The following is a 21548-nucleotide window of genomic DNA, read 5'->3' as shown; positions in this document are numbered from 1 at the left end:
CGACCTCGGCACCGTCAGCGACGCCACGCCCGCCGGCGGCTTCCCGATCACGCCAGGGCATGAGATCGCGGGCGTGATCGACGCGGTCGGCGCGCAGGTCGCCGGCTGGCAGCCCGGGGATCGCGTCGCCGTCGGCTGGTTCGGCGGTAGCTGCGGCCACTGCCGCAGCTGCCGCTCGGCGACCAGGTTCACTGCCCGCACCGGCGCATCCCGGGCCTGTCCTACCCGGGAGGCTGGGCCGAGATGGTGACAGTTCCCGCCGACGCCCTGGCCCGGATCCCCGACGAGCTGAGCCCGGCCGACGCGGCGCCGATGGGATGCGCCGGCGTGACCACGTTCAACGCGCTGCGTGAGGCGCACCTGCCACCGGGATCTCGGGTCGCGGTGTACGGCCTCGGCGGTCTCGGCCACCTGGCCGTGCAGTTCGCCGCCCGAGTGGGACACGAGGTCGTCGCGATCGCCCGCGGCACCGACCGGCAGCACGACGCCACCGTGTTCGGGGCACACCACTACCTCGACGCCACCGCCGGCGACCCCGGCCGGGCGCTGGCCGAACCCGGCGGCGCCGACCTGATCCTGGGCACGGTGCCCACGTCCGGGCCGCTCAGCGCGTTGCTGCCCGGGTTGCGCCTGCGCGGCCGGCTCACCCTGATCGGCGTCGACGGCGGAGCCCTACAGGTGCCCGTGGCGCAGTTGGTGATGAACGCCCAGATCATCACCGGTCACCTCACCGGCACCCCCGTCGACATCGAGGATGCCATGCGTTTCGCCGCCGCCCACGGCGTCCGGCCACGCACCGAACATTTGCCGCTCGGCCGGGCCGGCCTCGCGGTCGACCGGCTGCGGAACGGACAAGCCCGGTACCGGTTCGTGCTCGAACCCTGACCCCGCTCGACCAGGTCGAACGAGCAGTTCGGGAACGTCGACAGGTCGCGCATGTCGCCGAGGACGGTGCGCGGCTTCAGCCCGTCCCGCCGGGCGACCGACTCGTCCTGTTCGAGCTGCCGGGGCAAGCTGTCGAAGACGGTGACGCGGCCCCGCGGCGACGAGTGTCGGCGCTGCCCGCCGTCGCCCGCCGCGACCTCGCCCACTCGGATGCGTCCGGGAGCCCATTGCGGGGGTCACCCCAAGATGCAGCGTGACCAGGCCATTGTCATTGGGCGGTTATTGGTCTACCGTCCAGGACCAATAGCCGCCCAATGCTCCGAGGTGATCATGTACGAGCCCGCCGACATCAGCGATGTCGTCGTCGACGAGACCCGGCCGGTACCCGCGTACTACCAGGTCTACGAGGCGTTGCGGCAGCGGCTCGGCGGCCCTGACCTCCCCCCGGGCAGCCGGCTGCCCACGGAACGGGCCATGGCCGAGCAGTTGGGCATGAGCCGGGCCACGGTCCGCGAGGCGCTGACCCGCCTCGAACGCGATGGGCTCGTCAACCGGCGGCAGGGCGACGGCACGTACGTGGCCGAACCCCGGGTCGAGCACGACATGCGGTTCCTGCACGGGTTCTCCGCCGAGTTGGCCCGGCGCGGGCACCGGGTCCGCTCGAAGGTCCTCGCTATGGGCACCGTCCGTCCCTCCGCCCGGCTCTGCGAGGTCCTCCGGGTCGCCGACGGCCCGGACACGGTGATCGAGCTGCGCCGGGTCCGTTCCCTCGATGGCAGCCCGGTGTCGCTGGAGACGGTGTGGCTCTCCGCCGACCGGTGCGCCCCCCTGCTCGGCGTCGACCTGAACGACCGGTCGCTCTACGACTCGCTGCGCGCCTTCGGCGTCCAGCCGGTACGCGGGCATGAGCAGCTCACCGCCACCGTCCTCGACGACTTCGAGGCGACCTGCCTCGACCAGCGGGCCGGCACCCCCGCCTTCCTGGTCGAACGGGTCACCTACGACGCCGCCGATCGCGCAGTCGAGTACGTCAAGAGCGTCCTGCGCGCCGACCGGTTCACCATCCGCACGGACCTCGACCTCGAGGCGGCCGGTTCCCCTCACACACCCCCCACCACCGAAAGCTGACCGGAGGTTCCCCCATGAGCGAGCGCAGCGAGCGAAACATCAAGCACGGTCCGGATGAGCCTCGTGACGGTTTCCGAGCGCAGGAAGGAACCGGCACGAGCAATGCCGAAGCTCGGAGGGTCGAGCGCCGTCGCGGTGCCGCGCGCTTTTTCACCCCCCGCCGGATCGCCCGCATCGCCATCCTCGTCGCGCTCAGCGCCGTCGGCGCGTTCATCAAGCTGCCCAGCCCGACCGGCACGGTGGCGCTCGACTCCGCGCCCGCCTTCCTCGCTGGCGCCGCGTTCAGCCCGCTCGAAGGGTCCATCGTCGGGGCGCTCGGGCACCTGCTCTCCGCCCTGACCACCGGCTTCCCGCTCGGCCTCCCCGTCCACCTGCTGGTCGCGGCCGAGATGGCCGTCTTCGTGGCGATCTTCGGCCTGCTGGCCCGCCGGGTGAACATCTGGCTCGCGATCGTCGTCGGCATCGTGCTCAACGGGGTCGGCGGCGCCGCCATCATGATCCCGATCGGCGGCGTCGGGCTCTTCGCCGCGCTCGTGCTGCCGCTCACCGTCGGGTCGGCGATCAACATCCTGGTCGCCGCCGCCGCGACCCGGGCCCTGCGCTCCGCCGGCCTCGCAGAGGAGGGGACCAGATGACCGGCGCGGTACGCGGCGTCCGGCGAGTCCGGGACCTCACCGTACTCGACCTCACCGACGGCTGCCTGGTTGTCGCCTGCGACTCCGTGGGCGGCATCGGCCCGAAGCCGCACGACACGGTGGCCGTACCGGCGTCGACCGTCGCGCACTTCGCCACCCGCGTGCCGTTGTTGGAGGTGCTCTGTGCCGGAGCCACCCCGACGCTCGTGGTCAACACGCTCTGCGTGGAGGCCGACCCGCAGGGCCGGGAGATGATCGGCGCGGTCGTCGCGCTCGCCGCCGAGGTCGGCCTCGACGCCGACCGGGTCACCGGTACGACCGAGGACAACGTTCCCACCGTCGCCACCGGCGTCGGGGTGACCGTCCTCGGCGAGGCGGCTCACGGGGCGTTGCGCCCCGGGGCCTCCCGCCCGGGGGACGTGGTGGTCTGCCTGGGTCTGCCCCGCTCGGCACCCCGGGACCGGGTCGTCCCCGGCCACCCGGACCTGGTCGCCCTCGCCGACCTGCGGGCCCTACTCGCCAGCGGCGTCGTCCACGACGCGCTCCCGGTGGGCTCCAAGGGCCTGGCCTGGGAGGTGCCGCAGCTCGCGGCCAGCGCCGGGCTCACCGTCGACTGGCGGACCGACCATCCCGTACCGGTCGACCGCTCCGCCGGCCCGTCGGCCTGCGTCCTGGTGAGCTGCCGCCCGACTGACCTGACCACGGTCCGTGCCGCCTTCCCCGATGCGCTGCCGGTGAACGTGGTCGCCGACCTGACCGAGGAGGCACCATGACCACCCGGGGACTGACCCGAGCCGCCGGCGGCGAGCCGCGGGGCACCGACGACAAAGACGCCGTGCTGCGCGCCGACGGCGTCAGCTTCCGGTACCGGTCGGCCACCGAGCGCCAGCTCACCGACATCTCCTTCCAGATCCGGCGCGGCGAGCGGGTCGCCGTCATGGGCGCCACCGGGGCCGGGAAGACCACCTTGTTGATGATGTTCAACGGGCTCGTCCCGCACCACCACGACGGTGAGATGCACGGGTACCTGACCGCGGTCGGCCTGGACACCGTCGAACACGACGTGGTCGACCTGGTCCGGCACGTCGGCTTGGTCATGCAGGACCCGGAGTCGCAGATCACCGGCCGGATCGCGCTGGACGACGCGGCGGTCGGCCCGGCAAACCTCGGGCTGCCCCGCGCCGAGGTGCTCGACCGGGCTCGCCGGGCCCTCGACGCGGTCGGCCTCGGCGAGCTGGCCGACCGGGACACCGGGCAGATGTCCGGTGGGCAGCAGCAGCGGCTGGCCATCGCCGGCATCCTGGCCATGGCTCCGGAGATCCTCGTGCTCGACGAACCGACCAGCGAACTGGACCCGGCCGGTACGGCCCAGGTGTTCGCGGTGGTGGAGCAGGTCGCCGCCGACCGGGACCGGACCGTGGTCCTGGTCGAGCACGAGCCGGAACTCGTGGCGCAGTGGGCCGACCGGCTGATCGTCCTGCACGACGGTGCCCTCGTACACGACGGCCCACCGGCGGAGTTCTTCGCCGCCGCGAAGCGGGCCGAGGCGGTGGGGCTGCGACCACCGCACGTGACCACCGTCTGCCACGCGCTCCAGCAGGCCGGCCGGCTGCCCGCCGACCGGACGGCGGTGACCCTGGACGAGGCGGTCGCCATGCTCCAGGACCGGCTGCCGGTCACCGCCCGGGTACGCGCCAGCGCCCGTGCCCCGCAGCCGGCGGTTCCGGCGGACGCGGCCGTCGTGATCGAGGCGACCGGCCTCAGCCACCGCTACCCCTCCGGGGTCCAGGCCCTGTCCGACGTGGACGTCCGGGTCCGGGAGGGCGAGTTCGTCGCCCTGCTCGGCCGTAACGGCGCCGGGAAGACAACCTTCGCCCGGCACCTCAACGGCCTGCTCCGTCCCACCGCCGGCCAGTTGCGGGTGTACGGCAACCCCACCGGCGACCGCTCGGTCAGCGACCTGTCCACCGACGTTGGGTACGTCTTCCAGAATCCGGACCACCAGATCTTCGCCCCGACCGTCCGCGACGAGGTCGCGTTCGGGCTGCGCAACGCGGGCTGGGCGGACGACCGGATCGAGGAGAAGGTACGCGAGGTGCTCGACCTGGTGGGCATGCACGCCCACCTCGACCACCACCCGTTCCGGCTGGGTAAGGGGCAGCGGCAGCGCCTGGCGGTGGCCAGCGTCCTGGCCCTGGAACCCCGGATTCTCATCGTTGACGAGCCGACAACCGGCCAGGACTGGCGCGGCGCGCGGGCGATCATGGATCTGGTCCGCGAGCTGAACCGGGCCGGCCGGACCATCCTGATGGTCACCCACGACATGCCCCTGGTCGCCGAGTACGCACATCGGGCGCTGGTGTTCGACGCCGGGCGCCTCCGCGCCGACCTCCCGGTGGCCGACCTCTTCGCCGACGAGGACCTGCTCGCCGGGACCCAACTCGTCGCACCCCAGGTGACCCGCCTGGCCCGGCGGCTCGGGCTGCCCCCGGTCACCACCGTGGAAGCGTTCGTCGAACTGTGGGAGGAGGCCTGATGTTCCTCGAGTACCGGCCCGGCACGAGCCTTCTTCACCGGATGGACGTCCGCACCAAGCTCCTCGTCTTCGTGGTCGCGGTGGTGTTGACCTTCCAGTTCGCCCACCCGCTGCCCAACGCGCTGCTGGCCGTCGGTTCGCTGCTGCTCCTGCCCGCGCTTGGCGTGCCGAGGCGGCAGGTGGGCAAGCTACTGGCGCCCTTGGCCCCGGTCGTCGTCCTGATTCTGGTCTTCGCGGCGCTCAGCCGGGGCCCCGGTGACTTCGGCTCATCCTCCTCCGCCCGGGTGCTGGTGCACCTCTGGTTCGGTGACGGCCTGCCGCTGACCGTCGGCGGCCTGGCCCACGGCACCAACCTGGGCCTGCGGATCCTCACCATGGTGTGCCTGACCGCCGCGCTGATCGTCAGTACGCCAGTGGAGCACTTCGTCGCCCTGATGCGTATGGCCCGGCTGCCGTTTCCGGTGGTCTTCATCGTGATGACCGCCCTGCGGTTCGTCCCGACCATGCAGCACCGGGCCAACCAGGTACTCGACGCCCAGCGGGCCCGGGGCGCAAAGATCGACGGTGGGATGATCGGTGCGATTCGCGCCTACACCACCATCATGGTGCCGCTCTTCTCCACCGGCATCCGGATGTCCGAGGAGTTGGCCGCCGCGATGCTGAACCGCGGCTACGGCATCACCCGGCAACCCACCGCGCTGACCATCCTGCGTCCGACTTGGCGTGATCCTGCCATCGCCGTGGTGACCGCCGTGGTGGTCGGCGTGGTCGTCTGGGCCCGGCTGACGGGATGGGGATCGTTGTGACCACTGTAGAACCGATGAATGGAGTACCGACATGACCGACCGAGCGACGCTGGACACCGTGACCACGGCGGATCGGGCACGGGGCTGCCTGGCCGGGGTATCGCTCGGCGACGCCATGGGCATGCCCGGCGAGCTGTGGCCACGCCAGCGGGTCGTGTCGACCTTCGGCTGGATCGACCGTTTCCTCCCCGGCCCGGACGGCCACTTCGTGGTGGACGGCTTCGTCGCCGGCCAGGTTACCGACGACACGCAGCAGACGTACATGCTTGCCGAGGCGATCCTCGCCGCGGGCGGCACTGTGGACACCGCCGTGGTCGCCCGACACCTCGTCGAGTGGGCCGACCGGGTGGGGGCGAGCGAGGGCAATTTCCTCGGCCCCAGTTCGGCCCAGGCGATCCGGCGGCTCCGGGAGGGGGCCGACCCGGCGGAGACCGGCAAGGGCGGGGAGACCAACGGCGCCGCCATGCGGATCGCCCCGGTCGGCCTGCTGCACCGCAGCGACCGACTTGACGCGCTGGTCGACGGGGTGGTGGCCGCCTCGCTGATGTCCCACCACACCAGCGTGGCAATCAGTGGCGCCAGCCTCGTCGCGGGCACCATCAGCGCCGCCGTCGAGGCGCCCGGCTCGGCCGACCGGCCCACCCGGCTGGCCGAGGCGCTGGAGGTCGGGTACGAGGCGGGCCGGCTCGGCGCGACCCGGGGCGAGCAGGTGGTCAGCCCTTCGGTGGTCCGCCGCGCCCGGTGGGCCGCCGACCTGGCGCGGCAACCCGGGGACGACGCCGACTTCCTCGCCGACCTCTACGACCTGGTCGGTGGCGGCGTGGCGACTGCCGAGTCGGTGCCCGCCGCGATTGGTCTGCTGGTCCGCTCGGGCGCGGACCCGTTGCGCTGCGCCGTGCTGGCGGCGAACCTGGGCGGGGACACCGACACCATCGGCGCGATCGCGACCGGGATGGCCGGCGCGGTCAGCGGGCTGTCCGCCATTCCCCGGGACCTGTTCGACCAGCTCCGGGCGGTCAACGGGATCGACCCCGAAAAGCTCGCCGACGCGCTGCTCGACCACCGTCACTGACCCGCCATGGGAGGCGACCCGTAGGCCGGGGGAGGCGACGTCGGGCAACGCTCTCAACGCCCACGGCGGCGGCGGGGGATCGGACGCCGGCGGCGCGGGGTCCCCTCCGCTCGGGGGCCCCTGCCGCCAGGCCCCGGTGGCGCGGCCAGGAACGGTCGGTGGCTAGACGGTGCCCCGGTACGGGGGCATGAAGCGCAGCCGGGGCATCTGGTCGGCGAGCACCCCGCCGTCGACCACCAGGTGGGTGCCGGTGATGTACCGGCCTGCGTCCGAGGCCAGCAGCAGCAGCGCGCCGACGCAGTCGGCCGGTGTGCCGTACCCGCCGCGCAGCGGGATGCGCTGCTCCCAGGCCGCCTCGAACGCCTCCCGGTCGAACGGGAACTCCCCGTCGATGCCGGTGGCGATCATGCCGGGGGCGATGGTGTTAGCGGTGATCCCGTGCGGCCCCAGCTCGGTGGCGAGCGACCGGGTGAGCAGTTCCACCGCGCCCTTGGAGGCGTTGTAGTGGGCCAGGCCGGCCTCGGCCACCAGGCCGTTCTTGGAGGAGACGTTGACGATCCGGCCGGCTACCCCGTCGGCGATCATGTGCTCGGCGATCCGCTGGGCGAGGAAGAAGACGGCGTCGACGTTGACCCGCATCAGCTTCCGCCAGCCGGCGACGGTGATCTCGTTGAAGTGCTCCAGCCGGGCCACCCCGGCGTTGTTGACCAGCACGTGCACCGGGCCGTGGGCCCGGCGCAGGTCGTCGACCCATCCGGCGATGGCCTCGGTGTCGGCCAGGTCGAAGGCGTACCGGTGGCAGGCCCGGCCCTGGTCGGTGATGGCGGCGGCGACCGGGCTGAGGTCGACGCCGGGCCGGTCGACGGCCACGACGTCGGCGCCGGCGGCGGCGAGCCCGGTGGCGAAGGCCAGCCCGAGCCCGCGCGCGGCGCCGGTCACCACGGCCAGCCGGCCGGTCAGGTCGAACGAGGTCAGGTCGGTGGTCATGCCAGCCCCAGCAGGTCGAGCGACGGGCGGTGGATCAGCCGTTCGACCTCGTCGACGTCGAGCGGGTCGAGGCCGGGAATGCCGGGCACCCGGCCCACCGCACGCAGCCCCTCGATCGAGGCGTCGACGGTGGTGAACGGGTAGTCGCTGCCGAAGAGCAGCTTGTCCCAGACCCCGTAGTCCTGCGCGAGGCGCAGGCTGTGCCAGAGCTGGAACGGCCGGTAGTGCAGCGCCGAGACGTCCGCGTAGACGTGCCGGTGCTTGCGGATCACCGCGATGCACTCCCCCTCGTACGGGTGGCCGAGGTGGGCGAGCACCATGCGCAGCCCGGGGCGGCGGATGGCCACCTCGTCGAGGTGCACCGGCAGGGCGTAGCGCAGCGGCGCGGCGGAGACGAACGTGGTGCCGGTGTGCACCAGCAGCGGCAGGCCGTGCCGCTCGGCGTACGCGTACAGGTCGTCGTAGGCGGGGTCGGCCGGGTCGAAGCCGGCGTACATCGGCATCAGCTTGATGCCGCGCAGGCCGAGGTCGCGGTGGCCGTGCTCCAGCTCGTCGCGCCAGCCGGGCTGGGTGGGGTCCAGGGCGAGGTAGCCGATCAGCCGGTCCGGCCGGGCGGCCACGTACGCGGCCACCGCGGCGTCGTCGACCCAGAGCCCGGAGCGGCGGGCCTTGCCGCCGACGACGATGGTGCGGGTGTCCGCCGGCGCGGTGGCCGCGTACTGCGACCACCGCACCGTCAGGTCGACCTCGCCGCCGTGCGCCCGGGCCGCCTCGGCGGCGAACGGGTCGCCGACGTGGTCCGGGCAGTCGAACAGGTGCGAGTGCACGTCGATGATCATCGGCGGTCCCGCTTCTCCCACCCCTCGGCGAACATGTTCCAGAAGCCGTGGCTCGGCGGGTGCTCGACGAACACCTCGTCGACCAGGGTGACGCCGAGGCCGGGGGCGGTGGGCAGGGCGATGTGCCCGTCGATCACCGGCAGGGCGCCGCGCACCGCGTCGAAGACGTAGTCCTCCAGCAGGCCGTCGAACGTCTCCAGGATCTTGAAGTTGGGCATTCCGAGGACGGCGTGCACCGAGGCGGTGGTGCACAGCGGCGAGTTGGAGTTGTGTGGGGCGACGACCATGGCGTGCTGGTCGGCGATGGCGGCCAGCTTGCGCACCTCGGTGAACCCGCCGGCCATCGACAGGTCCGGCTGGATGATGTCGACCGCGCCGGTGGCGAACAGCCGGGCGTACTCGTAGCGGTTGTGGAAGTGCTCGCCGCCGGAGATCGGCATACTGGCGCGGGCGCGCAGCTCGGCGTACCGCTCGATGTGGGTCCACGGCAGCGGCTCCTCGAACCAGCCGAGGTCGAACGGCTCCAGCTCCCGGACGAGCCGGGCGGCGGTGTGCATGGCGAACCGGGCGTGCCCCTCGACGAACAGCTCCACGTCGGCGCCGACGGCGGCCCGCACGGCGGCGACGATGTCGACGGAGCGGCACAGCTCGGTGCGGGACAGTTCGCCCAGGCCAGCCCCGAACGGGTCGAACTTCAGCGCCGAGTACCCCTTGGCGACGGTGGCCACGGCCCGTTCGGCGAACGCAGCGGGCTCCCGGTCGCCGGTGTACCAGCCGTTGGCGTACACCTGGACCCGGTCGCGGCAGGCACCGCCGGTGAGCCGGTACGCGGGCACGCCCAGCGCCTTGCCCATCAGGTCGTAGAGGGCCTGGTCGACGCCGGAGACGACGATCCCGCCGACGTCGCCACCGCGCAGGAAGTCGCCCTGGTACATCCGTAGCCAGATCTCCTCGACGTCGAACGGGTCGGCGCCGATCAGGTGCCGGCCGGCCATCGCCTCGGCGAGCTGGCAGGTCTCCCGCCCCCGGTACGGGTGGGTGATCTCGCCGACGCCGGTCAGCCCGGCATCGGTGTGCACCCGGACGTAGGAGAAGTCCCGCCAGGCGGTGCCGAGGGTGCGGGTCTCCACCCGGCTGATCCGCCCGGCCGGGCCGACGGGACGCGTCCTGTCGACGGTCAGCATCAGCGCCGTCCTCCCCGGACGGGGGTCGCGCCGCCCATGGTGGCGGTGCCGGCCAGCTCGGTCACCCCGCCGGCGGCGAGGGTGTCCCGCACGGCCGCCCGGGTCGCCTCGACCAGGTGGTCGATGTCGGCGTCGGTGTGGGCGTACGAGATGTGGTTGCGCTTGAGGTTCAGCGGCAGCTCGAAGATGCCGTGCTCGGGCATCCGCCGACGGTAGCCGATGAACATGCCGGCATCGTTGCGCAGCAGGTCGTCGTAGTTGCGCGGGGCGGGTCCGGGCATGAAGTACGTCACGAAGACGGAGCCGTGCCCGGCGACCACGGCGGGGACGCCAAGGTCGGCGAGGGCGTCGGTGATGCCGGCGCGGGTCCGCTCGCCGAGCCGGTAGACGTGCTCGTGCACCGGCTCGGCGCGCAGCTTGCCGAGGGTGGCGATGGCGGCGGCGACCACGGCCGGGTGGCCGTTGTAGGTGCCGGCGAAGAACGCGGGCGCGCCGGGACGGGTGCTGAACAGGTCCATCAGGTCGGCCCGGCCGCCCAGCGCCCCGATCGGGTAGCCGTTGGCGATGGCCTTGCCGAGGGTGGTCAGGTCGGGGGTGACCCCGCTGATCTTCTGCCAGCCGCCGAGGTCGTGCCGGAAACCGGTGATCACCTCGTCGAAGACCAGGACGCTGCCGGCCCGGGTGCACTCGTCGCGCAGGGCCAGGAGGAACTCCTGCTCGGGCAGGACGCAGCCGATGTTGTGCGGCACCGGCTCGACGATGACGGCGGCGATGTCGTCGCCGTGCTCCGCGAAGGCGGCCCGGACGGCGGCGGCGTCGTTGAAGCGCAGCACGAGGGTGGCGTCGAGGACCTCGGGCAGGATGCCGGTGGAGATCGGGTCGACCGTACCCACCCTGTCCGGGGCGGAGATGACGTTGAGGCTGACCGAGTCGTGCCAGCCGTGGTAGCAGCCCTGGAACTTGACCACCAGGCGCCGGCCGGTGGCGGCGCGGGCGACCCGCAGGGCGTGGAAGGTGGCCTCGCTGCCGGTGCTGGTGAGCAGCACCTTGTCGATGCTGGGGACCAGCTCGGCGAGCGTCTCGGCGAGCTGTACCTCGCCGTCGGTGACGGCCACGCCGCACAGGTCCAGCCGCTTGCCGGCCTCGGTGACGGCGGCGTTGACGTCGGGGTCGTTGTGACCGAGCAGGGGTGGCCCGAAGGCCGCGTGGTAGTCGGTGTACTGGCGTCCGTCGGCGTCCCAGAAGTGCGCGCCGGAGGCCCGGGCGATCACCAGCTCGGTGAGGCCGGGGATGCTGCGCTGCCCGCTGTTGACGCCGCCCGGGATGACCCGGCGCGCCCGCTCGGCGAGGGTGGCACCGGACGGGGCCGATCGTGGATTCACACCTAACTCCTCATCGGTGCGGCGCGGCGACCCAGCCCGGTCGCAGCGCCGCGGTGTTGTCCGCCGCAGGAGGAACTTGCCAAATTTCCGGAACATTGTTCGGCATTGCCAAACGATGTTCGGCATATTAGGCACGCCTGATCGCGGAGGTCAACACGTCGGCGCGCCGAATTCCGAACAGATTTGTTAGGCTGTTCGGTCTTGGCGAACAGATTGCCGGCTCGACCGAAAGAAGGACCATGACCACCACCGAAGACGGGGACACCTCCCGCTACCTGGTGCGCAGCGTCAGCCGCGCGGCCGAGGTGCTGGAGACGCTCTCCACCGCCGACCCCGGCGGGGGGCTGAGCGTCACCGACGTCGCCCGCGCCTGCGGCTTGTCCAAGAGCGCCGCGTTCGCCACCCTGCACACCCTGTGCCACCACGGGCTGGCCGCCGACGACGGCGAGGGGATGAACCGGCGCTACCGGCTCGGGATGGCGCTGGCCCGCCTCGGCGTCCGGGCCCAGGAGCAACTCTCGCTGCGCGACATCGCCCGCCCCGTGCTGGGCCGGCTGACCCGCGAGACCGGGCTCAGCTCCCGGCTGGCCGTGCCCGAGGGGTCCCACGCGGTCGTCATCGACCAGGTCAGCAACGGTGAACGGATCCAGATCGAGCTGCGGATGGGCACCCGCGAGCTGCCGCACTGCACCGGGCTGGGCAAGGCCCTGCTGGCCGAGATGACCCCGCTGCAGGTCACCGAGCTGATCGGGCGGGTCGGGCTGCCCCGGCGCACCGACCACACCATCTGCGACCTGGACTCACTGCTGGCCCACCTGGACGACGTCCGCAAGGCCGGCTACGCCCTCGACGACGAGGAGGACGCCGACGGGGTCTTCTGCATCGGCAGCGCCCTGCGCGACCACACCGGCGGTTGTTGCGGCGCCATCAGCGTGACCGGGCTGAAGCTGGGTCTGCCCAGCTGGCGGTACCAGGAACTGGGCCGTCAGGTGCGGCAGGCCGCCGAGGGCATCTCCGTGCGGCTCGGCCACATCCCGCCGGAGGTGACCTCTTGACAGCCGGTTCACCTGCTGTTTAACGTTCCCGCCAACGTCACAGCCCAGGCCGTGGCGGGTCGCGGCCCCCGGCCGCGGCCGTCTCGGGCGAACAGCTGACTCCCGTCGCGCCGCAGCCCCGGCGCCGGGCGTTCCGGTCAGCAGCTCCGCCGCCTGCGCGCCTCGCGCGTTTGCCCGACCTTCCCCCCGCCCTGCGACGCCCCGTGGCGCCGGCAGGCCCCCAGCACCGCCGTCCGGCGCCCCGCCGTCCGGCTGGACCGCGAAGGTTGAGGCTCTCCATGGGTCTACTTGGCACGTCCGCGAACCTCCCCCACGACCAGCTCCTGCGCGTCGACACGGTCGCCGACCTGGCCGCCCTCACCCCCGCCGCGCTGACGGCCCGCACGCTCGTGCGGGTCGCCGGCTACCGCACCCCCGGCGACGGCGGCGGCAGCCTGCTGCGCTGGGACCCCACCAGCACCGCCGCCGGCAACGGCGGCACCGTGCACGACCCGTACCCGGCCGGGCGCGGCAACCGGCGCGGCCGGTGGCTGGCCGTGCACGACGGGATCGGCGACTTCCGGATGTTCGGCGTCTTCGGCCGCGACACCCCCGCCGACGCCGCGCTCGACGCGATGGTGACGGACCCGGCGATCCACCGCGTCGAGGCCCACACCGACCTGCGCTTCGTCAAGCGGCACACCTTCGGCCGTAGCGACGTCGAGCTGGACTTCGGTGGGCACACCGTGCACACCGACGGCATCGAGCGCAACACCCACGACAACCCGTTCGGCGCGGTGCTCTACTTCCGGGGCGCCACCACCGACACGGTGATCACCCACACCCTCACCGAGACCGTCCCCGAGCTGACCGACGTGTTCCAGGTGCCGGACTCGGGGAGGTTCGCCGTCGGCCAGTGGTGGACCGCCACCAGCAACGCCATGACCGGCGCCGACGAGCGCGAGCTGCAGAAGATGGTCCAGGTCACCCAGATCGTCGACCGCACGCACATCCGGGTCGGCTACCTCAACGGCTGGGCCCTGGAGCCCGGCCGCACGATCACCTGGCGGCGGGTCGAACCGGTCCGCCGCGCCCACGTACGCAACATGGTCTTCCTCGGCCACGTCGCCTTCACCGGCGAGTACCCCGGCTCCGGGCCGGACGACCGCGAGTACAGCGGCTCCCACCCGGTCGCCTACGAGTACGCGGTGCGCTGCGACGTCTCCGGCATCGACGCCACCGGCACCTGGTGGCCGGTGATCATGCGGCGCTGGTGCACCCACTTCACCACCGCGAACTGCACCCTGAAGAACCCGCCGACCGTCATGTACGGCGGCGCCGGTTACCTCACCCAGCAGATCTACTGCCTGTACGGGCACGTCGTGGACTGCCGCAGCTCCAACGCCCGGCACCTCAACGACCTCACCGCCTCGGCGTACTGCACCGTGGAGAACTGCCACGGCGACGGCGACGACGCCGGGGGCAACCCGTTCACCACCCACGGGCAGTACGAGCACGACCTCGTCTTCACCGGCAACTCCGGCCTGATGGACATCGCCAACAGCGGTGGCCAGTGGGGGATCAGCGCCAAGCGGATCACCGTCCGCCGGCACGTCTGCTCCTGGTTCGTCGCCGGCACCAAGATCACCGATCTGACCCTGGAGGACGTGCGGGTCATCGCCCGCTCGACCTTCGACCCGGCCGGCACGCTCCAGGTCAACGCCGACGGGGCGCAGCTTCGCGGATGCTCGGCGCGGACGCTGAGCATCGCCCAGCGCTCGGCCCGCTCGGGCCGGCCCACGACCATCACCGACTGCGACTTCGACCAGCCCGCCGGCACGGTGATCGTGCAGACCCCGGTCAGCAACCCGGTGCACTTCGTCCGGACCACCTTCCGTGGCCTGGACGGCGCGATCCTGCGCGGTACCGGGCCGGTGCACTTCACCGACTGCACGCTGACCGGCACCCCCGGGGCGGCACCCCTGCTGGTCGGGGCGGCCGAGGTGGTGGTGCGCGGCGGCACGCTGACCGACACCGGCATCGAACTGTCGGCCGTGCGCGACCAGCGCCTCGTTGTCGACGGCGGCGCGGTGGTCACCGGCACCAACGCCCGCCGGGCGCTGCTGACCCGGGCCGCCGGCACCGGCGCGGTCCGCGTCGAGCTGGGCGACTACCGCAGCACGGCGGCCGACGCGCAGACCGCGCACGTGCGGCTCGACACCGGGGTCAACCGGTACCGCGCCGCCGGCGCCCGGTTCTCCGGCGGCCGGCTGGCGCTCGCCGACGCGGCCTTCGGCGCCGCGTCCACCCTGCTGCACGCCGGGTGCGTCGAGGAGGGGGTCGCCCGCGAGTTGCCCGCCGACTCCGCCCGGGTCAGCACCACCGACAACCTCGTTCGCTGACCGCCCCGGCCCTGGAAGAGGAGACACCCCCCATGGACCGCTCCGAACCGACCTCCCGCCGCACGCTGCTGCGCGCCTCCGGGCTCGGCGGGCTCGCGCTCGCCGGCACCGCGCTCGCCCTGGCCCCCGGCACCGCCGCGTCCGCCGCCCCCGAGCCAGACGCCGCGGCGCAGCCGCTCGCCCCCGGCCGGGACGCGGTGCTGCACGTCGGCACCGTCGCCGCCCTGCTCGGCGTGCAGACCAACACCCTGCGCGCCGGGCAGGTCGTGCACGTCGACGGCTACCACGCCGCCGGCGACGGCGCCGCCCGGATGTTCCGTTGGGACCCGGCCAGCACCGCTGCCGGCAACGGCGGCACCGTGCTCGCCCCCGACGGCGACCGGCCCGGCCGCTGGCTGCACCTGCACGACGGCGTGGTGGAGTTCCGGCACTTCGGCATCTTCGACGCGGGGACCCACGCCGACGCCGCACTCGACGCGATGGTCGCCGACCCGGCGATCCACCGCATCGAGGCCCACTCCGACCTGCACTTCGTCAAGCGGCACACGTTCACCCGCAGCGACCTGGTGCTGGACTTCGGCGGGCACACCATGTCCACCGACGGCATCGTCGACGCCGGCCGCGACGACCCGTTCGCCGCCGTGCTGTTCTTCCGCGGCAAGGTCACCGACGACGTGCGTACCCACACCCTGACCGAGGTGGTGCGGGAGGGCTGGGACTCGTTCCAGGTCGCCGACTCCGGCGCGTTCACCGTCGGCCAGTGGTACGCCGTGGAGGTCAACCGGCTCGCCGGCGGCTGGGAGCGGGAGCTGCAGAAGCTCGTCCAGGTCACCCAGATCGTCGACGGCACGCACATCCGGGTCAACTACAAGAACGGCTGGGAGCTGGCCGTCGGCCGCGCCCTCACCTGGACCCGGGTCGAGCCGGTCAGTCGGGTGCACGTGCGCAACCTGGTCTTCACCGGCAACGGCGCCGACCAGTACACCGGCTCCCACCCGATCGCCTACGAGTACGCGGTGCACTGCGACGTCGCCGACGTCGACGCCACCGGCACCTTCTGGCCGGTGATCATGCGGCGCTGGTGCACGTACTTCCACACCGCCCGGTGCACCCTGAAGAACCCGACCTCGGTGACCTGGGGCGGCGCGGGCTACCTCACCCAGCAGATCTACTGCCTGTACGGGCACGTCGAGGACTGCCGGACCTCCAATGCCCGGCACCTCAACGACTGGACCGCCTCGGCGTACGGTTACGTCACCAACTGCCACGGCGACGGCGACGACCAGGGCCCGTTCGTCACCCACGGCCAGTACGAACACGACCTCGTCTACACCGGCAACTCCGGGCTGATGACCTTCGCCAACTCCGGCGCGGCGTGGGGCTCCGCGGCCAAGCGGATCACCGTACGCAAGCACGTCTGCTCCTGGTTCGTGGCCCGGGTGAAGGTCACCGACCTGACCCTGGAGGACGTCCAGGTGATCCGCAAGGCCGGCCTGGCCGGCTCGGGGATGATCTGGGTCAACGCCGACGGCGTGCAGCTCCGCGGCTGCTCGGCCGACGACACATTGATCATTTCCCAGCAGTCCACCCGCTCCGGGCGGCCGAACGTCATCGAGGGCTGCTCCTTCACCCTCGCCACCGCCGGCACGGAGGTGGTGCAGGCCAGCGTCACCACGCCGGTGCACCTGGTCCGCACCACCGTCCGCGGGGTCGACGGGCACGCGTTCAACGGCACCGGCCCGCTGCACCTGACCGACGTGACGCTGCTCGGCGTCCCCGGCGCCGCCCCGGTCACCGTGAAGTCCGCCGACGTGCGCGTCGACGGCGGCACCCTCACCGACACCGGCATCCGCCTTGCCGGGGCCGCCGACCAGCGGATCAGCATCGGCGGCGGGGCCGTGCTCAGCGGGACGAACGCGGCGAGGGCGCTGCTGTCGCGCGCCGGGACCGCCGGTGTCGTGCGGTGGGAGCTGGGCGGCTACCTCAGCTCCACCGCCGACGCCGGCACCGCCCACGTCAGCGTCGACGCCGGCACCAACCGGTACTCGGCCGTCGGCGCCCAGTTCACCGGCGGGAAGCTGCGGCTGGCCGACGGGGGCTTCGGGGCGGGGTCGTACCTGCACCACACCGGGTGCGTCGAGGAGGGCGTGGCCCGGGAACTGCCCGCCGCCTCACCCCGGGTGCGCGACGCCGGGAACCTGACGGTCTGACCACGCAGCGGCGAGAGGAAGCGAGGAACAGGTGGAACAGCAGGACCGGCCGGTGACGGTGGCGCTGGTGGGTGCCGGCAACCGGGGCCAGACGTACGCCCGGTGGGTGGCCGCCAACCCCGGTCGTGCCCGCCTCGTCGCGGTTGCCGACCCCCGCCCCCACCAGCGCGGGCTGATCACCGCCGCCCACCCCGGCGCGGCGGCGTACGCCGACTGGCGCGACCTCCTCGCGGCGGACGTGCCGGCCGACGCGGTCGTCGTGGCCACCCAGGACCGGATGCACGTGCAGCCGGCCGTGGAGTTCGCCAAGGCCGGCCGGCACCTGCTGGTGGAGAAGCCGCTCGCCCCGACCGCCGAGCAGTGCCGCGAGATCGTCGACGCGGTACGCGCCACCGGCGTGCTGTTCGCCGTCTGCCACGTGCTGCGGTACACCCCCTACACCGACCTGGTGAAGCGGGTGGTGGACAGCGGGGTGCTGGGCGAGATCGTCAGCGTCCAGCACCTCGAACCGGTCGGCTGGTGGCACTACGCCCACTCCTACGTGCGGGGGCCGTGGCGGCGGGAGGACCTGGCCACCCCGATGCTGCTGGCCAAGTCCAGCCACGACCTGGACTGGATCGGCTACGTCACCGGCCGGCGCGTCGAGCGGGTGGCCAGCTTCGGCGGCCTGCGCCACTTCCGGCCCGGCCAGGCCCCGGCCGGGGCCGCGCAGCGGTGCCTGGACTGCCCGGCCGAGCCGGGCTGCCCGTACTCGGCGCCGAAGCTGTACCTGCCGGTGCTGCGCGAACACGGGCCGATCTGGCCGGTCAGCGTGGTCACCGACGGCACCGACGAGGCCGCGCTGGTCGAGGCGCTGCGCACCGGCCCGTACGGGCGCTGCGTCTACGCCGGCGACAACGACGTCGTCGACCACCAGGTGGTGGCGATGGAACTGACCGGCGGCGTCACCGCCACCTTCACCATGGCCGCCTTCACCGAACAGACCCACCGCCAGACCCAACTGTTCGGCACCCACGGCTCGCTGTCCGGCGACGGCGAGCGGGTCCGGGTGCACGACTTCCGCACCGACCGGATCGAGACCCTCGACGCCGGCACGGTCGGCGGATCCACCGCCGCCGACGACCACGGCGGCGGCGACACCGGGCTGATGGACGCCTTCGTCCGGGCCGTCGCCACCGGTGACGGCCGGCACATCCGGTCCGGACTGGACGAGACCCTCGCCAGCCACCTCGCGGTCTTCGCCGCCGAGGCGGCCCGGCACACCGGCACGGTCGTCACCGTGCCCGCGCAGTGAACCACTCAGAGAGGAACGGATACATGCGAGTTCGCAGGTTCGCGCCGGTCGCGGTCGCCGCGCTGGCGGCCGGGCTGCTCACCGCGTGCGGCGGCGGGTCCGACGCCGGCGACGACAAGCAGACCGTCACGATGTGGATCTACCCGGTGATCCCCGACGAGGCCACCCACCGGGGCTTCTGGGACAAGCAGGTCACCGCCTTCAAGGCGGACCACCCGAACACCGACGTCAAGGTCGAGATCTTCCCGTGGGCCAAGCGGGAGGAGTCGCTGACCACGGCGATCGCCGGCGGCAAGGGCCCGGACGTGGTCTACCTGATCCCCGACCAGCTCGGCAAGTTCGGCAAGATGATCGAGCCCGTGGACGAGTACCTGCCGGCCGACGCGAAGGCCGACTACCTGGACAACCTCCGCGAGGCCGTCACCCAGGACGGCAAGATGCTCGGCGCGCCGATCCTGACCAGCACCAACCCGCTGATGTGCAACGCCAAGGTGTTCGCCGCCGCCGGGGTGAGCGAGTACCCGAAGACCTGGGCGGACCTGCTCGCCCTCGCACCGACGTTCAAGGCCAAGGGCTTCGACGTGACCAACTACTACGCCGACCCGACCGCCACCCTGAACCAGTCCTTCTACCCGCTGCTGTGGCAGGCCGGCGGGGACGTGTTCGGCACCGACGGCAAGTCGGTGGCGTTCGACGGCCCCGAGGGCGTCCGGGCGCTGACCTTCCTCAAGCAGCTCGCCGACGGCGGTTTCGTGGAGAAGGACCTGCTCACCAGCATCCCCGCGTTCGAGCAGACCAACGTCGCCAAGAACAAGGTCGCCTGCACCTGGCAGCACGTCCCGGCCGACGTGGAGACGTTCTGGGGCAAGGAGAACATCAAGATCTTCCCGCCGCTGTCCGACGTCAGGAGCGTCGGCTACGGCGCGGTGGGCAGCCTGGCGATGCTCAAGGGCAGCAAGGCCAAGAAGGCCGCCGGTGAGTGGATCAGCTTCGCCACCCAGCCGGCGGTGGCCACCGCGTACGACACGGCGGGCGGCTACTTCTCCACCAAGAAGTCCGCCGGCTCGCTCTACGCCCAGGACCCGGTGAACAGCGAGATGGAGAAGACCCTGCCGAGCATGACGGTCGGGTCGCTGAACGAATCCAGCCGCGAGGTGATGGGGGTCCTGGCCCCCGAGATCCAGGCCGCGCTGATCGGCAAGAAGACCCCTGAGCAGGCTCTCGCCGACGCGGCCAAGGCCGCCGACGCGCTGCTCTGACGCACGCCGGCCTGCCGTCGCGACCCGGCGGCGGGCCAGGCACCCCCAGCGCCGGCCCAGGGCCGGTGCCGAACCTGCGAAGAGGATGGCGAGATGGCCGTATCAGCTCAGTTGCCGGCCCGGCGGGCCCGGCGGGTGATCGCCCGGCGCGAGGCGCGATGGGGTCTGCTCTTCGTCCTCCCCGCGTTCCTGCTGTTCCTGGCGTTCCGTTTCGGCCCGGCGATCGCCGGGCTGGTGCTCGGTTTCATGGAGTACACGATCGGCGGCGACGCCGAGTGGACCGGCCTGGACAACGCCCGCCGGCTGGCCGACGACCCGGTGTTCTGGCAGTCGCTGCGGGTCACCGTCGTCTACACCGTGCTGTACGTGCCGCTGACCGTGGCCGCGTCGGTCGGGCTGGCGCTGCTGGTGCGGCGCGGCTTCCGCGGGGTGGGCTTCTTCCGGTCGGTGTTCTTCCTGCCGGTGGTCACCAGCCTGGTGCTGGTCGCCACGATCTTCTCCTGGGTGTTCTCCTCCGCCGGCCCCTGGTCGCGGATCCTCGGCTGGCTCGGCCTGCCCGACGACTCGTGGCTCGCCTCCAGCACGCTGGTGCTGCCGGCGCTCGCGCTGGTCGGGGTCTGGTCGCACTTCGGGTACGGCATGCTGATCGTGCTGGCCCGGCTCCAGGACCTGCCCCGCGAGCAGGAGGAGGCGGCCCTCACCGACGGCGCCGGCCCCTGGCAGCGGTTCCGGTGGATCGTGCTGCCGCAGCTCAAGCCGGTGCTGTTCTTCCTGCTGGTGATCGAGACCACCGCCTCGTTCCAGGTCTTCGATCTGGTGTACGCGATGACCGGCGGCGGCCCGGCCCGGGCCAGCTACACCCTCGTCATGGCCCTGTACGACCAGGGATTCAAGTACTTCGACCTCGGCTACGCCAGCGCGATCGGGGCGGCCCTGTTCGCGATGACGCTGGTCGTCGCCCTGATCCAGCGGCTGGCCCTCGGGAGAGACAAGTGACCACCACGACCACCGCCCCCACGTCCGCGCCCAGCACGCCACCCCCGCCGACGAGGCGGCGGCGGTCGTACCGGGCGTTGCAGCCGGGACCGGGCGGCACCGTGCTGCGCTACGTGCTACTCACCGTGGCCAGCGTGGTCACGCTGTTCCCGTTCTACGCGATGGTGGTGCTGAGCCTCAAGCCCGCCGCCGCCGTCGAGTTCCCCGGCAGCCTGCTGCCCTGGCCGGTGAACCTCGACGCGTACGCGACGGTGCTCGACTCGCGGAGCATCCTGCGCTGGCTGCTGAACACCACCATCTACTCGGTGGTCAGCGTCGTGGCGGTGCTGGCGCTCGCCGCGATGGCCGGGTACGCGTTCGCGAAGAAGCGCTTCCCCGGCCGGGAGACGATGTTCTGGTCGTTCCTGGCGATGGTGATGGTGCCGTACCACGTCACCCTCATTCCCACCTTCATCCTGATCGCGAAGGTCGGCGGGGTGGACACCTACTGGGGGTTGATCCTGCCGACCCTGGCCAACGCGCAGGCCGTGTTCCTGATGCGGCAGTTCATCCAGGGCCTGCCCGACGAGTTGTTCGAGGCGGCGAAGATCGACGGCGCGTCGGAGTGGCGGATGTTCGTGCGGATCGTGCTGCCGCTGTGCAAGCCGATCCTGGCCACCCTCGGCGTGTTCGTCTTCCTGTGGCACTGGAACGACCTGCTCTGGCCGCTGATCATCGGGCAGAGCGGGGACATGCGCACGCTCACCGTCGGCATCGCCTCCCTCCAGCAGGAGCAGGTGCCGCTCAATGTCATGCTCGCCGGCTCGGTCGTCGCGTTCGTGCCGATCTTCGCCGCGTACCTCGTCGGCCAGCGGTACTTCACCGAGGGCGTCACGATGTCCGGAATCAAGGGATGAGTT

General features: G+C 72.4%; 18 protein-coding genes and 1 pseudogene. 15 read left to right on the top strand and 4 right to left on the bottom strand.

Annotation, left to right across the window (positions count from 1 at the left end; genetic code table 11):
• Positions 1-7: 7 nt before the first annotated feature.
• From OOK41_RS32110 to OOK41_RS22290, 8 genes and pseudogenes are all read left to right on the top strand, one after another.
• Positions 8-250: pseudogene (locus OOK41_RS32110) on the top strand (alcohol dehydrogenase catalytic domain-containing protein); the annotation flags it as partial.
• On the top strand, positions 244-885 hold the full coding sequence (locus OOK41_RS22320) for a zinc-binding dehydrogenase (protein WP_266266590.1): 642 nt from the start codon (positions 244-246) through the stop codon (positions 883-885). The pseudogene OOK41_RS32110 and the gene OOK41_RS22320, both read left to right, overlap by 7 nt.
• A gap of 330 nt (positions 886-1215) precedes the next feature.
• On the top strand, positions 1216-2013 hold the full coding sequence (locus OOK41_RS22315; RefSeq protein ID WP_243640227.1) for a GntR family transcriptional regulator: 798 nt from the start codon (positions 1216-1218) through the stop codon (positions 2011-2013).
• Between the two features lie 14 nt (positions 2014-2027).
• The gene (locus OOK41_RS22310; protein ID WP_117672950.1) at positions 2028-2648 is read left to right on the top strand and encodes an ECF transporter S component; all 621 of its coding nucleotides are present in this window, start codon (positions 2028-2030) and stop codon (positions 2646-2648) included.
• Positions 2645-3421: a transcriptional regulator gene (locus OOK41_RS22305; protein ID WP_117672952.1), complete on the top strand. Its 777-nt coding sequence runs from the start codon at positions 2645-2647 to the stop codon at positions 3419-3421. The genes OOK41_RS22310 and OOK41_RS22305 overlap by 4 nt, the downstream gene beginning before the upstream one ends.
• Positions 3418-5184 (top strand): ABC transporter ATP-binding protein, encoded by a 1767-nt coding sequence (locus OOK41_RS22300; RefSeq protein ID WP_266266589.1) that lies wholly within the window; start codon positions 3418-3420, stop codon positions 5182-5184. The genes OOK41_RS22305 and OOK41_RS22300 overlap by 4 nt, the downstream gene beginning before the upstream one ends.
• On the top strand, positions 5184-5990 hold the full coding sequence (locus tag OOK41_RS22295) for an energy-coupling factor transporter transmembrane protein EcfT (RefSeq protein WP_266266588.1): 807 nt from the start codon (positions 5184-5186) through the stop codon (positions 5988-5990). Before OOK41_RS22300 ends, OOK41_RS22295 begins: the two co-directional genes overlap by 1 nt.
• Before the next feature lie 31 nt (positions 5991-6021).
• Complete coding sequence (locus OOK41_RS22290) at positions 6022-7062, top strand: ADP-ribosylglycohydrolase family protein (RefSeq protein WP_117672957.1); 1041 nt, start codon at positions 6022-6024, stop codon at positions 7060-7062.
• A 162-nt stretch (positions 7063-7224) separates the two neighbouring features.
• Here OOK41_RS22290 and OOK41_RS22285 read toward each other — a convergent pair whose 3' ends face one another.
• Genes OOK41_RS22285 through OOK41_RS22270 form a run of 4 tightly spaced genes read right to left on the bottom strand, consistent with a single transcriptional unit; the run spans position 7225 to position 11454 of the window.
• On the bottom strand, positions 7225-8049 hold the full coding sequence (locus OOK41_RS22285) for an SDR family NAD(P)-dependent oxidoreductase (protein ID WP_266266587.1): 825 nt from the start codon (positions 8047-8049) through the stop codon (positions 7225-7227).
• The gene (locus OOK41_RS22280) at positions 8046-8888 is read right to left on the bottom strand and encodes an amidohydrolase family protein (RefSeq protein ID WP_117672958.1); all 843 of its coding nucleotides are present in this window, start codon (positions 8886-8888) and stop codon (positions 8046-8048) included. Before OOK41_RS22280 ends, OOK41_RS22285 begins: the two co-directional genes overlap by 4 nt.
• Positions 8885-10072, bottom strand: coding sequence for a mandelate racemase/muconate lactonizing enzyme family protein (locus OOK41_RS22275; RefSeq protein ID WP_266266586.1), 1188 nt, complete (start codon positions 10070-10072; stop codon positions 8885-8887). Before OOK41_RS22275 ends, OOK41_RS22280 begins: the two co-directional genes overlap by 4 nt.
• On the bottom strand, positions 10072-11454 hold the full coding sequence (locus OOK41_RS22270) for an aspartate aminotransferase family protein (RefSeq protein ID WP_266266585.1): 1383 nt from the start codon (positions 11452-11454) through the stop codon (positions 10072-10074). Before OOK41_RS22270 ends, OOK41_RS22275 begins: the two co-directional genes overlap by 1 nt.
• Positions 11455-11693: 239 nt before the next feature.
• Between OOK41_RS22270 and OOK41_RS22265 the strand changes: the two genes are divergently transcribed.
• The 7 genes from OOK41_RS22265 to OOK41_RS22235 all read left to right on the top strand — a co-directional run bounded on the left by OOK41_RS22265 (position 11694) and on the right by OOK41_RS22235 (position 21545).
• Entirely contained in the window at positions 11694-12509 is an 816-nt protein-coding gene (locus OOK41_RS22265) for an IclR family transcriptional regulator (RefSeq protein WP_266266584.1), read from the top strand.
• A 278-nt stretch (positions 12510-12787) separates the two neighbouring features.
• On the top strand, positions 12788-14890 hold the full coding sequence (locus tag OOK41_RS22260; protein ID WP_266266583.1) for a hypothetical protein: 2103 nt from the start codon (positions 12788-12790) through the stop codon (positions 14888-14890).
• A gap of 32 nt (positions 14891-14922) precedes the next feature.
• Positions 14923-17100, top strand: a complete 2178-nt coding sequence (locus tag OOK41_RS22255) for a hypothetical protein (RefSeq protein WP_266266582.1) — start codon at positions 14923-14925, stop codon at positions 17098-17100.
• Between the two features lie 31 nt (positions 17101-17131).
• Positions 17132-18394 (top strand): Gfo/Idh/MocA family protein, encoded by a 1263-nt coding sequence (locus tag OOK41_RS22250; RefSeq protein ID WP_243640219.1) that lies wholly within the window; start codon positions 17132-17134, stop codon positions 18392-18394.
• 23 nt (positions 18395-18417) lie between these two features.
• Positions 18418-19653 (top strand): ABC transporter substrate-binding protein, encoded by a 1236-nt coding sequence (locus OOK41_RS22245; RefSeq protein WP_266266581.1) that lies wholly within the window; start codon positions 18418-18420, stop codon positions 19651-19653.
• Between the two features lie 93 nt (positions 19654-19746).
• Entirely contained in the window at positions 19747-20649 is a 903-nt protein-coding gene (locus OOK41_RS22240) for a carbohydrate ABC transporter permease (RefSeq protein WP_117672966.1), read from the top strand.
• Positions 20646-21545, top strand: a complete 900-nt coding sequence (locus tag OOK41_RS22235) for a carbohydrate ABC transporter permease (protein WP_117672967.1) — start codon at positions 20646-20648, stop codon at positions 21543-21545. Before OOK41_RS22240 ends, OOK41_RS22235 begins: the two co-directional genes overlap by 4 nt.
• Positions 21546-21548 lie beyond the last annotated feature (3 nt).

This window comes from Micromonospora sp. NBC_01655 (assembly GCF_026339755.1).
In the GTDB taxonomy this organism is placed as follows: domain Bacteria; phylum Actinomycetota; class Actinomycetes; order Mycobacteriales; family Micromonosporaceae; genus Micromonospora.
Note: the sequence above shows the minus strand (reverse complement) of the source record. Positions and strands in the feature narration are given on the sequence as shown.